The 12,970-nt window shown below is 43.1% G+C and carries 14 protein-coding genes and 1 tRNA gene; 9 read left to right on the forward strand and 6 right to left on the reverse strand.

The window, feature by feature from the left end; genetic code table 11:
• Nucleotide 1 precedes the first annotated feature (1 nt).
• The 6 genes from ptsN to EXU30_RS06945 all read left to right on the forward strand — a co-directional run bounded on the left by ptsN (nt 2) and on the right by EXU30_RS06945 (nt 4,152).
• Nucleotides 2–445 carry a PTS IIA-like nitrogen regulatory protein PtsN gene (ptsN, locus tag EXU30_RS06925; RefSeq protein WP_130598608.1) on the forward strand — a complete coding sequence of 148 codons (444 nt, stop codon included), beginning with the start codon at nt 2–4 and terminating at the stop codon, nt 443–445.
• Nucleotides 442–1,302, forward strand: coding sequence for an RNase adapter RapZ (rapZ, locus tag EXU30_RS06930; RefSeq protein WP_130598610.1), 861 nt, complete (start codon nt 442–444; stop codon nt 1,300–1,302). The genes ptsN and rapZ overlap by 4 nt, the downstream gene beginning before the upstream one ends.
• A gap of 28 nt (nt 1,303–1,330) precedes the next feature.
• On the forward strand, nt 1,331–1,600 hold the full coding sequence (locus EXU30_RS06935) for an HPr family phosphocarrier protein (protein WP_130598612.1): 270 nt from the start codon (nt 1,331–1,333) through the stop codon (nt 1,598–1,600).
• Nucleotides 1,601–1,707: 107 nt separating this feature from the next.
• Nucleotides 1,708–3,069, forward strand: a complete 1,362-nt coding sequence (mgtE, locus tag EXU30_RS06940) for a magnesium transporter (RefSeq protein ID WP_130598614.1) — start codon at nt 1,708–1,710, stop codon at nt 3,067–3,069.
• 419 nt (nt 3,070–3,488) lie between these two features.
• Nucleotides 3,489–3,632, forward strand: a complete 144-nt coding sequence (locus EXU30_RS20235) for a hypothetical protein (RefSeq protein WP_165398979.1) — start codon at nt 3,489–3,491, stop codon at nt 3,630–3,632.
• 136 nt (nt 3,633–3,768) lie between these two features.
• Complete coding sequence (locus EXU30_RS06945) at nt 3,769–4,152, forward strand: transposase (protein WP_130598616.1); 384 nt, start codon at nt 3,769–3,771, stop codon at nt 4,150–4,152.
• A 237-nt stretch (nt 4,153–4,389) separates the two neighbouring features.
• Here EXU30_RS06945 and EXU30_RS06950 read toward each other — a convergent pair whose 3' ends face one another.
• Nucleotides 4,390–4,998: a hypothetical protein gene (locus tag EXU30_RS06950; protein WP_130598618.1), complete on the reverse strand. Its 609-nt coding sequence runs from the start codon at nt 4,996–4,998 to the stop codon at nt 4,390–4,392.
• Nucleotides 4,999–5,189: 191 nt separating this feature from the next.
• On the opposite strand from EXU30_RS06950, the gene ubiD reads away from it, so the two are divergent.
• Nucleotides 5,190–6,659, forward strand: a complete 1,470-nt coding sequence (gene ubiD, locus EXU30_RS06955) for a 4-hydroxy-3-polyprenylbenzoate decarboxylase (protein ID WP_130598620.1) — start codon at nt 5,190–5,192, stop codon at nt 6,657–6,659.
• Nucleotides 6,660–6,736: 77 nt separating this feature from the next.
• Complete coding sequence (gene fre / locus EXU30_RS06960) at nt 6,737–7,435, forward strand: NAD(P)H-flavin reductase (protein WP_130598622.1); 699 nt, start codon at nt 6,737–6,739, stop codon at nt 7,433–7,435.
• 85 nt (nt 7,436–7,520) lie between these two features.
• Here the strand turns inward: fre and EXU30_RS06965 are convergent, their stop codons facing one another.
• From EXU30_RS06965 to EXU30_RS06980, 4 genes are all read right to left on the reverse strand, one after another.
• On the reverse strand, nt 7,521–9,005 hold the full coding sequence (locus EXU30_RS06965; RefSeq protein WP_130598624.1) for a CRTAC1 family protein: 1,485 nt from the start codon (nt 9,003–9,005) through the stop codon (nt 7,521–7,523).
• 77 nt (nt 9,006–9,082) lie between these two features.
• Complete coding sequence (locus EXU30_RS06970) at nt 9,083–10,078, reverse strand: WcbI family polysaccharide biosynthesis putative acetyltransferase (protein ID WP_130598626.1); 996 nt, start codon at nt 10,076–10,078, stop codon at nt 9,083–9,085.
• A gap of 78 nt (nt 10,079–10,156) precedes the next feature.
• Nucleotides 10,157–11,314 carry a hypothetical protein gene (locus EXU30_RS06975; protein WP_130598628.1) on the reverse strand — a complete coding sequence of 386 codons (1,158 nt, stop codon included), beginning with the start codon at nt 11,312–11,314 and terminating at the stop codon, nt 10,157–10,159.
• 200 nt (nt 11,315–11,514) lie between these two features.
• Nucleotides 11,515–11,599, reverse strand: a tRNA-Leu gene (locus EXU30_RS06980).
• Nucleotides 11,600–11,969: 370 nt separating this feature from the next.
• On the opposite strand from EXU30_RS06980, the gene EXU30_RS06985 reads away from it, so the two are divergent.
• Nucleotides 11,970–12,113 carry a DUF3149 domain-containing protein gene (locus EXU30_RS06985; protein WP_130598630.1) on the forward strand — a complete coding sequence of 48 codons (144 nt, stop codon included), beginning with the start codon at nt 11,970–11,972 and terminating at the stop codon, nt 12,111–12,113.
• A gap of 124 nt (nt 12,114–12,237) precedes the next feature.
• On the opposite strand, the gene EXU30_RS06990 is transcribed toward EXU30_RS06985, so the two are convergent.
• A complete protein-coding gene (locus tag EXU30_RS06990; RefSeq protein WP_130598632.1) occupies nt 12,238–12,849 on the reverse strand; it encodes a superinfection exclusion B family protein in 612 nt (203 codons plus the stop codon).
• Nucleotides 12,850–12,970 lie beyond the last annotated feature (121 nt).

Here is a 12,970-nt window from a genome sequence, read left to right on the forward strand (position 1 = left end):
GATGGAAATTCGTACCATCCTGCAGCCGGAGTGCACTGCCTGTGCCACTCCGGGCAGTAAAAAAAAGGTATTGCAACTCATCAGCGAAATCGCAGCAGAGCAATACTCAGACCTTTCAGCACAAGAAATTTTCGAAAGTCTTGTCGCTCGAGAAAAAAAAGGTAGTACAGGTATAGGTAATGGCATCGCAATTCCCCACGGCCGTTTAGACAGTATCGAACAGCCTATCGCCGTATTTATCAAGTGCGATGAGGCGATTGACTTCGATGCCATCGATGATAAACCTGTCGATTTACTATTTGCGCTTATTGTACCGTCAGACCAATGTCAGCAACATTTGGCAACGCTGGCTTGTATTGCAGAAAAGCTTAATGACAAGCAAACACTCAAACAGTTACGTAAATCAACAGATAAAACTCAACTCTATCAGGTGATCGCTCAATGAAACTGGTTATCGTCTCAGGTCGTTCTGGCTCAGGAAAGTCCGTTGCACTTAGGGTGCTAGAAGACTTAGGTTACTACTGTGTCGACAATCTGCCGATCCCATTGATCAATACATTGCTTGAGCAGCTTAAAGGCTCACATGAGCTTATTGCGATTAGCGTTGATGTGCGCAACATAAAGGAGCAAGGAAAAGTACTGCAGGCTCAGCTACAACTATTACCAGCCGATATCAGTATCACTAGCTTCTTTTTGAGCTCGAACGACAAAGTGCTACTCAAACGTTATAGCGAAACGCGCCGTTTACATCCATTGTCTAAGCAACACCTGTCTTTGCAAGACGCCATAATTCAAGAAGGTAAATTACTCGAGCCTATTTCGAATATAACTGACCACTTTATTGATACCTCCGAGTTCAACATCTATGAGCTCAGTGACAAGGTTAGAGAAATTTTGCTTGGCAGTGTCGACCGTGAACTGGTGATCAATATCAACTCGTTTGGCTTTAAATATGGTATGCCTAAAGAAGCAGACTTTATGTTTGATGTGCGCTTTCTACCTAACCCTCACTGGGAGCCTGAGCTAAGACCACTAACAGGCCTAGACAAAGGGGTACAAAATTTCCTTAATCAGCAACCTCAGGTAGGTAAGTTTGTTCTGCAAATCGACAATTTTTTCGAAACCTGGATGCCGCAACTTGAGCGTAACAACCGCAGCTATGTCACCATCGCGATAGGTTGTACTGGTGGTCAACACCGCTCAGTGTTTATTGCTGAACAAGTAGCAAAACGCCTTAGCACGCACATCAAACACAAAATACTTGTGAGTCACCGCGAGCTAAGCACGCCAGCACAAAGCTAGCCTATACTTATAAAAAGTGCACAACCCTATGCTGCAACGACAAATAACCATATCTAACAAGCTCGGGCTGCACGCTCGCGCAGCAACTAAACTAGCAACCCTAGCTGCGAAATTCGACGCCGAAATAACGCTTATCCATGGCGACAAGCAAGCAAGCGCAGCCAGCGTATTAGGGCTATTAATGTTGGAAAGCGGTGTAGGAAAAACCATTACCCTCACAGCTAGCGGTAATGATGCTCAGGCTGCACTCGATGCAGTAAGCGCACTGATTGATGCTAAGTTCGAGGAAAACAGTTAACCCTCTGTGATACAAGCGAATTTTTAACATCAATATCATAAAAATGAATTAGTGGTACTCGACTTGATAAGCTACCATTAGCAAAATTTTTTGGGGAGAGTCTACCAATGGGTGTCGAAGTTTTAGATACAGAGCTAACAGAGCAAAGACTCAATCAACTCACCCAGGCCCTAGGAAGCGGCATGTTTGTCCACGTGCGCAACATGCTGCACGACATGGCACCTTCAGACGTTGCCCTCATTCTTGAGTCTTCCCCACCTCGCAGCCGTCAAGTACTATGGCAATTGATTGACCAGGAACAAGCTGGAGAAATCTTAGAAGAGCTTGGTGAAGACCTAAAAGACGCCCTCATTAGTAATATGACGCCGGAGCGGTTAGCGCAAGCAACCGCCGGCATGGATACCGACGACCTCGCCTACATTCTGCGCTCATTGCCTGATACCGTTTATCATCAGGTGTTGCAATCAATGACCAGTCAAGACAGGCACAGAGTTGAACAAGCATTGAGTTACCCAGATGATACTGCGGGTAGTTTAATGAATACCGATACAGTTACCCTTCGCCCTGACGTTAACATTGATGTTGTACTTAGATACCTGCGCCAACGAGGGCATCTACCTGATGCCACAGACATGCTGTACGTAGTCGACAGGCGCGACCAAGTACTAGGCGGTGTAAGACTATCTGATTTATTAACCTGTAACCCTAGTATGTCGGTGCGCGATGTCATGGATATTGAGTTAGAGAGCATTCCTGTCGACATGCCCGCTAATGAAGTTGCGCAACTGTTCGAGCGCCATGACTGGATGTCTGCCCCCATTGTTGATAGCGATGCCAAACTGCTTGGGCGTATCACCATTGATGATGTGGTTGATGTTATTCGTGAAAATGCAGAGCATGACATGATGGGTATGGCAGGTATGGACGACGCTGAAGATACCTTCGGTCCAGTCGTTAAAAGCACCTTTAAACGCTCATTATGGTTAACCATCAACTTATTTGCCGCCTTACTTGCAGCCTCGGTCAGCAACATGTTCGAAAACACCCTTGAGCAATTCGCTACCATTGCAATCTTAATGACTATTGTGCCGAGTATGGGCGGTGTTGCGGGTAACCAAACTTTAGCGCTGGTGATCCGCGGTATTGCCCTTGGACATATTGGTCAAAGTAACTCGCGCTGGCTTATTGGCAAAGAGCTAGCCATTGGCTGCTTAAATGGGGTTATGTGGGCAGTATTAGTATTTGCGGCTGTATGGCTTTGGAAAGGCGAGATAGCATTAGCTGGGCTCATCGGCGGTGCTATGCTGATCAATATGACAGTTGCAGGCTTAGCCGGTGCAGGCATTCCACTTATTCTAAAAAAATTCAATATTGATCCAGCGTTGGCTGGCGGCATGGTATTAACCACTGTCACTGATGTCATCGGCTTGTTCGCGTTTCTAGGCTTAGCTACAGCCTTCTTAATGTAGCACCTCACTCTATCTAAATATGCTTAGGCTGCTTGCGGCAAACCGTCAGCTCAGCCAGCCCTTCAAAGTCCAACATTGGTGCATTTGCACTAATTTTGGGCTTTTTGGTTTTCCCCCTAAAAACACACAAAGTATAACCAACTGATTTTATTGAATTTAAAAATACTTCTGAGTTGGCACAAAGCTTCCTTATAGTCACACATACCCCTAAAGAGGTATTCACCTAAATTAACCTTAACTAGGGCAAATTAGGATGAGAAGACATTGTTAAGAAAAAACAGGGAGAACAAAGCGCTAGCAAGGATAGCTTTAAAGCGCTAACTGTTGAGTCTAGGTGCAAATGCTAAATACGAAATGCTGATTGTTTCATGTTGACGCAAAGCGGCACCTTGTAGTCATTAAGATATATGGAGTTCACTATGATGCGAGTACACAACTTAAATAGTACAAAATGGCTGTTACCTATGTCTGACTTGTTGATGAAAGTTCGACGATTTTACCAGCAGGAGCAATATTTTTATCGTCATTTAGGTATTAGCACCTGGCCAATTAACAAACGCTAACGGTCGACGTTAAGCACAGGGCATAAGCATCAAAGTTATTTTGACCGCTACTAACTCAGTGATACCAAAGCTGACTAATAAAAACAAAAAGTCTATTAAGCGGCCAAAATGCAGTAACTAAATTTAAGGAAGTACAATGCAAAACCTAACTACTAAAGCGCCATTAGGTAGTGAAAGCACCAAGGTTAGTGATAATGAAAACAACTCACTGAGTTCACTTTTAAACCGAGCTTCGAGTGCTGAAAGCCGTAACACACAAGTCTCCGCTAGTCGCAGGCATCATGAGCTTTCCATGCAACAAACACTGGTTCATGAGGTTATTCATCACAACAAACTAGTATCACATGTAGCTAAAGAGCATGGCATCTCGTCTAAAAAGCTTTACCAATGGGTTAAGGCTGCGCAGTCTTCTGCCAACGACAGCAAGCAGCAACAATGTGAACAACTCAACTTACAGATAGCGCAGCTGCAACAGCAACTTGTAAGCCTTAACCATCAGCTACATGCCCTGCAGGCATGAGGCCGAACTTTATAATATGTATCTAGCAAAGCTATAAATTAACGACATTTGATTAGCGGCCTTGAGCTGCACGAGTTTAATGACCAACTCCTGAAACACTATCGAGTAGTCATTAAGAATAAAGTTAGATACGCCAGTTCCGGCAAGAGTGAAGAAGTTAATTCCCATGTCCCCCAGCATGTTGAGTTAACACGCAAACTGCAAACAACACCGCAAATTCTTTCACTCTTGCCATTTTTATTCTTCTTTAGAGGCCGTAGAGGCTGGTCCTTCTGGTATCGATGTTTCTTGAACCAATGTTTCTGGTTCATGAACCACCATGTACCTTTGGGCCTGCCAATCGTATTGGTAAGTCACACCTTGCCACTCATAAAAAGTCTGTGGCCCTTTTATCACCACACGGGCATTGGCAGGTAAACTGTGTAACCCTTCGTCGTAACTAATACTTGTTGTGACCCTTTGCGGCGGTGCAATCTTTTTAGGTTGAATAATTTTCGGCTGTCGGTAACGTTCTCGGTAAGGGTAACGATTATCCCAATGTCTGTTGCGCCAATAACCCCAGCGCCAAGGGTCGTTCCCCCAATAACCGTGGCGCCACCCATTGTGACGCCATGGGTCATAGTAACCATTACTCCAGCCGATACCTATGCTCGGGCCGCGATAATTATTCCAACCCGCACCCCAGCGCCAGCCGTCATTATGGTTAACTTGTGATACGCCATTCACGCTCGTCATTACTACAGTATTACTTGCCTCTAATCCAAGGGGTAAACAAGCAAACCAGGCGCCAGCGAGCAAGGTGTTCAAGCGTAAAATAGAGTTTATTCGATAGTGAGAGAGCAACATCTTTCCCTCCAATTAAGTCATAGCTAATAGACCATACATTTCATCTTACTCCTTTCCCCCGCCTTGTCGATATGAACTCATCAGTCAGAATAACGAATATCACAAGCGTGACTCAGATCAAATGCCTTAACCCACTTAGTTAAAGATGCTATAGTGCGCCCCATCAGGGACTTTATATTGGATATTGAATCATGAGCTTTAAAGATTTACGTAGCTTCATCAAACACCTAGAAAAAGAAGGTGAATTGAAGCGCATAAGTCACCCTGTCGATCCTCATTTAGAAATGACTGAGATTTGCGATCGCGTCCTACGCGCAGGCGGTCCTGCCATCTTATTCGAAAATCCGACTAACAACTCAACTCCCGTGCTAGCTAACCTATTTGGTACTCCAAAACGGGTGGCGATGGCATTAGGAAAAGACGACCCGTTAGCACTTCAAGACGTTGGTGAGTTACTGGCATTTTTAAAAGAGCCTGAGCCACCTAGGGGCTTTAAAGACGCAATTTCAAAAATCCCTATGTTCAAGCAAGCGCTGAACATGCCACCAAAAACCGTGCGTAACCCAGCGTGCCAAGAAATTGTATTAACAGGCGATGACGTTGATTTAACCCAGTTGCCTATTCAGCATTGTTGGCCGGGTGACGCTGCTCCGCTAGTTACCTGGGGATTAACCATTACTAAAGGCCCAAGACAAAAGCGCCAAAACTTGGGTATTTATCGCCAGCAACTGCTAGGCAAAAATAAGCTGATTATGCGCTGGCTCGATCACCGAGGCGGCGCGCTCGACTTTAAAGACTTCAAAGAAAAGCACCCTGGGGAGCGGTACCCAGTTGTTGTTGCTCTCGGTAGCGATCCTGTGACCATCCTTGGCGCGGTGACACCTGTACCAGATGCCATGAGTGAATACGCCTTTGCAGGTCTACTACGCGGCGAGCGCACAGAAGTGTGCAAAGCAATAAGCTGTGACCTAGAGGTCCCTGCAACCAGCGAGATGATTTTAGAAGGCTACATAGAGCCAGATGAAATGGCCGAAGAAGGCCCTTATGGCGACCACACAGGTTACTATAATGAAACTGACTCATTTCCAGTATTTACCGTTACGCATGTTACCAAGCGCCGCGACGCTATCTATCACAGCACCTATACCGGCCGTCCACCCGATGAGCCTGCCATGCTTGGTGTGGCGCTAAACGAAGTGTTTGTGCCAATCTTGCGTAAGCAATACCCTGAAATTATTGACTTCTACCTTCCACCGGAGGGATGCAGTTACCGCATGGCGGTGATCTCCATTCGCAAGCAGTATCCTGGTCATGCCAAGCGTGTAATGATGGGCGCCTGGTCGTTCCTACGTCAATTTATGTACACCAAGTTCATTATCATTGTGGATGAAGACGTGAATTGTCGTGACTGGAACGATGTAATTTGGGCGATCACCACCCGTATGGATCCAACTCGCGATACCGTGATGGTAGATAATACCCCTATCGACTACCTTGACTTTGCCTCACCGGTGGCTGGTCTAGGATCAAAAATGGGGCTTGATGCCACCAATAAATGGCCTGGCGAAACAGACCGTGAATGGGGTACTCCCATTGTGATGGACCAGGATATCAAAGATAAAGTTGATGCAATGTGGTCTGATTTAGGGCTGGATAACTAATACCATCATCAACCTACAAATACGCCAATAAAGGCAGATAGAAAAAACCTTCATAGAAAGGGTCTAAAGGAAATTAGATGAACACCATTCGTTGTAAAATCAATCAGGTCGCAGAGTTTAACGAAGCGGTTTACCAGGTTACCTTAACGCCAGAACAGCACTTTGACTTTAAAGCGGGTCAATATTTATGTGTAGTGATGGGTGAAAAAGACAAACGCCCTTTTTCAATTGCTTCAGCGCCAACTAACACAACGATTGAGCTTCACATTGGCGCCGCGGTATCTGAGAGCTACCCAATGCAAGTGGTTGAACGCTTAAAGTCACAAGACTATATCGACATCGAAGCGCCAGCAGGCGATGCCTACCTCCGCCACGAAAGCGAGCGCCCACGCCTTCTTGTTGCCGGCGGGACCGGCTTCTCTTACATCAAGAGCATTGTTGAAGACCAAATCCAGCGTGAGCAAACCATTCCAACAACCCTTTACTGGGGCTGTCGCAATGAAGATGCCATGTACTATCAGGAAATAGCTCGCCAGTGGCACCAAGAGCAAGACTGGTTAACCTTTGTTCCGGTTGTAGAACATGCAACTGAGACTTGGGATGGCAAAACGGCTAACCTTCTTGAGCAAATCAAAATTGATTTTAACGACTTAACTGACTTTGATATTTACATTGCCGGCCGCTTTGACATGGTAGGCGCCGCCAGAGAAGTATTTAGAGAGGTCGGTGTAGACGAAGCACATCTATACGGCGACGCTTTCGCGTTTATTAAATAAACGGGCAACAATTAACAACTTAGTCAAGCTATTCAAAACCGGCTATAAGCCAACTTTGAATAGCTTTTTTGATTTCGAACTAGACTTACTCTTTTAGAGTATTGAGCTGATTCAATTTTATTTCTGCATGTTGAGTAACTACACCGCTGGGCCAGTGAACATGAGCTACGACATCGGTATAGCTCTGCAATCCAAAGTGGAGTGGGCTACAGCCTCTTGAGCGAAAGCCGCCTTGTGAACCGTAATACTGCTGGGACGATAACAACTGCCCATCTTTTCTATAAAGCTCGACTCTAGCCCCAAACCCCATACGATTACTTGCAGCGCCCTCAAGTGACAAACTGACCCAAGCATTATCTGTCTCAGTGGTATTTTTCCAAAGAATGTGACCATCCAGTCTATCCGTTGCAAAGTCGAGCAATCCGTCACCATTAAAATCAGCTAAACTTGCATCGCCATTGGTGTCGGTATTAATGTAAGGACCTAACGTAGACTCTATTTGATTGAAGCGACCTTGCCCTGCATTCTTGAACAAATAGATATCGTCCGCTTTGTTAATAACAATGTCTACCAAGCCATCGTTATCCAAGTCCGCAAAAGCAGTACCCATTACATTTGTTTTGACACCGTTAGTCCAACCATGAGACTGGCTAGCTAAGCTAAAGCCACCACCTTCATTTATATACAAATAGACTGCACCTGCTAAGCTACTAATTAACAGGTCTGGATAACCATTATTGGTTACATCAGCCCAGTTAACCGAGTAGCCCTGAGCGCTCTCTGGAACCAAATCAATAAGCTGATGCTGTGAATAGCGACCTTCACCTTGACCAAGTAACAAGTTAAAAGGTAATCCTGTTGCAACGTCAGGAATACCGTCAAGATTGACATCTTGCCAACTTACACGCGCACCAATTTGCTCAAGTTCTGGATAGTCATCAGACGGAATAAACGTACCATTGCCAATATTAATTTGAACCTCGTTGATAGTGTCGTAGTTGGCGATATATAAGTCGAGCAAGCCATCATTGTTTAAATCAATCCAAGATGCCGTTCGCCCTCGCCCTTTCGGGTTTATAACAGATCTCTCAGAAACGTCGATAAAGCTAAAATCACCGTTCCCCTGCAACAATTCGTCATACTTTAAACCTATCGTATCTCCCTTATTAGCCCCATGAGTGATAAATAAGTCGATAAACCCATCATTATTGAAATCACCACAAACAGCCCCATGACGATCGTTCTGACTTGGATAAATCCAATCTGATTGCCTAAGCCCCGAGTTTGCTATGTGATCTTCATATTTCCCTTGAGAATTGCTTTTTAACAATTGTGGGAACTTAGCATGATTCATAAATATCAACTCAGGAGTTTGAGCGTTAGTAAAATGCCCCCACAAAACACCATAATCTCCTAACCGATCATGGTTAGGTAAATGATGGGAAACATCAGTAAAAGAAATTTTGGCATCTATTGGTTTAGGTAGGCTGGTTTCGTTTGAGTCGGAGCCACAACCCGACACGGCAAGTAAAGCCAAAGTAAGTATTTTAAATCGAAAAGCCACACCCATAGTCACCCCAAATTACTACCGTAACCAAATGAAATTAATAAAAATGATAACTTAAACTTCTCTTATTACTTGTAAAGCTATTTCACCTTTTTTGAATTAAGGTACTTTGTTTTATACGCCTCAATAAACTTAGGTCTAGATGCATATATGGAATAACATTGATGAACAAAATTGGGAATATCGACTTCCTGTTGCAAATGCGTAGTTTTACCATATTTTTGATTCAAGCCAAGCATAGGGTTTGCTCGCATGACTAAATTATTTAAGACTTCTCGATTCACAAAGCGACGGTTATACTTAATCTTGAGGTGCTCTAGAATACGCCCTACCTGAATATTCAATAGTTTGGAACTAGGGTGATTAAATGTATGGAAGAGCATCTCCCCATCCTGAACCCCTTGCTCAATAACATCAGTCATTTTTATATCGACCTCTTGCTCCCTATTTCTAAGCTCAGCAATTGACCGCTCACCTACAGAAAAATAACTTTGGCGATTAAACTCGATATCAAAGTAACGTTCAATTGCTTGACGCTCTGAGCCACCTTCAATGAAAGTTTCGATCACGGTTCGATTATGGTAGTCACCAACTGGACTCTTTAATCTCACGCCATTCAAAACAGGGAAGTAGCACCAATCAGGATGATAACCTTCGTAAAACAAATTGAGATACCTAACTGTCTTGTTGCCGTATCGAGACAATATTTCTTTAGTGTTAATACCTTCAAATTTATCATCAACATTTTGAGTAATGATGAAATCAACCTCGTCCAATGACTTATACAAACTGTCATCATGGTTCTTGTAAAGGTGAGCAGAAATAACTTGCCTAGCCACTAGGCTTTCAGCTCTCTCTTGGATAAAGTTTGCAACAACTGTTGCTTGACAATTCCCAATGATGACAAAGGTCTTTAAATTGAGCTTTTCTTTGAGTTCTTGATAATTTTTACGTATTAATGACCCATTAGGACGATGAGATAAAGCCACGGAAAAGAGTTTAAATGCCATTTTAGGATTGCGCCGCCTTAAGAAGTTAGCAGCATCTCTTATATCATCGATTTCCCTTTCATTCATACTCTACTCCATTGCAGGTGATTGACTTGTTCTCTGAGGGACAAAACCGACCCAAAAGTCCATAAATTATTCAAATTATTATTTTTTACTCAAAACACGTTTCAAAAAGCGGTTAAAAAAAACAAACAGGTTTTTGGTAGCGTCCCCACTGCCAGATCGCGGCTGCTCAATGTTTACAGCTAAAGTCAATTTACCAGCCTTGAGCGCACAGTCATACGTTGATAGTTTCTGATTTATTAACTCGCCATAAGGACGATACTTGTGAGCAAGCGTCATCAACCTCAGACTAAGCCTTAAATCTGATGACTCAAGAGCAATAGCTGCATCTCGCAACAACTCAACATTTCTATCTTGAACAGCCTTAGATTCGTCAAAAATGCCATCGCTTAACTTAATTAGAACATGCCTAATCGCAGCGTCAGCTGTATCTTCATTCCACATATCTTCATTGCGCTTAGGGTATCGACTAAAGTCCTCGTCAAACCCCTGAATACCATTTAAATACTTATCGAACAGTTGTTGATTTGAATACTTGAATTGTTCGTAAAAAAGACGCATTTGCTCTGCACTTGCTTTCGACGGAGCTGAAGGAGGGGCTCCTTTCAATAGGACAGGCTTGAGATGATGTAACTTAAGTTGATTAATAATGTGACCAAGCTTGACCTCGACAATTCCCGCCGACTCATTTGCTCTAATCACTTCAGATGGCGCTACATTCACACCGACCAAACTAGCAAAATCTAAAACTACATCTCCATCAACTAGCTTGCTACGCTGGAATATTCGTACGGTAACATTGAAGAATTGCCCCCACTTTTCTGCAATATCAAAGTAATTCAATTCAACCGCAGAAAATGTTGGAATGGCGCCTTGACCTCCTCGTGACAAGCCATCACCGTGTTTCGCAACTTGCTGATAACGCGACACTTCAAACTCATCTTGCCTTCTGAAGTAAATAATTACTTCAACATCAAAATCTGTACTAATGCTCTCGTGAAGCGCTTTAACAGCAGCAGCATCGGCAAGGTAGCTCCACTCACTTGAGTAGATTATTTTTTTATACTCCCTTCCCGCCTCCAACCTAGCCTTAAACTCATCTGGATTATCAAATATCTTCGCACCATTTTCAGAATCAGAGAAAAAATAAAAGTCCCCTCGCACCTTGCTAAGCGTACGTTGAATAGAAGTCGAACCAGTCTTTCCTGTCCCAATATGAAGATATAATTTCTGCATCATGTATGTTCTCTACAAACATTTAGTTAGCAAGTATGGTCAAATTAACGAAACTAACTCGAGTGTGTCATTTTACTTTTAACTATACAAATCATGAATTAAACATGACTCTAGATAAATGTCTTAGTTCATACGACGAGATTCGAGATTTAACTCTCTGCACATACAAAAAAGCCCCAACTTTCGTTGAGGCTTTTAAATAATGGTACCGGAGGACGGACTTGAACCGTCACGCTCGAAAGCAACGGATTTTGAATCCGTCGTGTCTACCAATTCCACCACTCCGGCAAAGTGATGTAGCAAACTTTTCAGTATGCAAAGGATTAGGTTTAATCTAAAGCTAATCCTTTGAACACTCACTCTAGCTTAATATGATTTCTTTACATCAAACATCATTAAGCAACTGAGTGCGAAGAATTATACCTTTACCGAATGTAATGGCAAGTGCTTTACCTACCCTTTTAACTAAATGCATAGCAACTGCTCAAATCTCCCTCAACTCATCATCAAGCTAGCTAAAATGTGAGCAACCGCCCACTGAGCCAAATCAGGTATTTAAAATACCCGTACGCTGGCCAAAATATTGATCGAGATCATAAATGTAATTAGCTAGCAGCATTATCATAACAATGACTTCACTAATATAGGAAAACGTAACATGGCATTTTGGTTAGATTTAATGTTTGGTAATCCAATTGGCTTGCTTTCCATGATCGTCATTTTCAGCACATTTGGCATTATTTCTTACCTAATGTGGATGTTTGTGGTGAAGTCAGCTCCAAGCAATAACGATACACAATAATAAGCTCACTCACCTAAATATTAGAGGGCCAATGTAGCCCTCTTTTTATTGCCCTTAACACCACAAATCACCCTACAAAAAAGCCGTCTCAAGGACGGCTGACAAGTATTGACTCAATTTGGGCTTACGCTGCGTGCTTGCGAGTCTGAACCAGGCTATTAATATAATTCGGTCTTGCCTTGAGTAAATGACTCATCTCTTCAGCTGATGGCTCACCACTGGGCAAGCGAAGTACTTCGCGATTTAAAAATACCCGTGCTTTCATCGAAATTTTGTAATCTGCAGTAGGCCCTTGAATCGCGTAATGGCGATCATTTCCTAACTTCTCAAGAATATTAGTTTCTAACAAACTGCGCACAGCCAACTCATTTTGTGGCAAGGTTAAAATCGTTGAACTTTGTAAGAAAAACTCACGTAACAATGCTCGCTCCGACGGGTCTAACAAGTTTACTTTAGCTTGAATAACCTCAGTGGTTTTCTTTTCTTTGAGGTAAGCAATCGACTCATCAGCAAAAAATGACACTAACTGACTTAAAAAATACGCAATACCGACCAGTAAGCCCAAACCAATAAAATGATTATACTGTTTTACCACGGCTGCAATACCAAGGTTTTCCAGCACATGAACCGGTACAAAAAGCATACTTGCGCAAGCTATCACCCACCAAAGCATGGTTGAAGCAAAAAAGCGCTTACCAGAAGAAACCGACAGTTTAGTTAGATCGATCTTTTTCATAATTCACTCACAGCGTCAGAAATTTGTTCCCGATAGAGCTTGAGCAATTTTGATGCCAATAAAGCTAGTGCGAGTATAATTAATTAAGTCATTGAGCAATATACCGCCTAATTGAATAAAA

The organism is Shewanella maritima (assembly GCF_004295345.1).
Lineage (GTDB): Bacteria > Pseudomonadota > Gammaproteobacteria > Enterobacterales > Shewanellaceae > Shewanella > Shewanella maritima.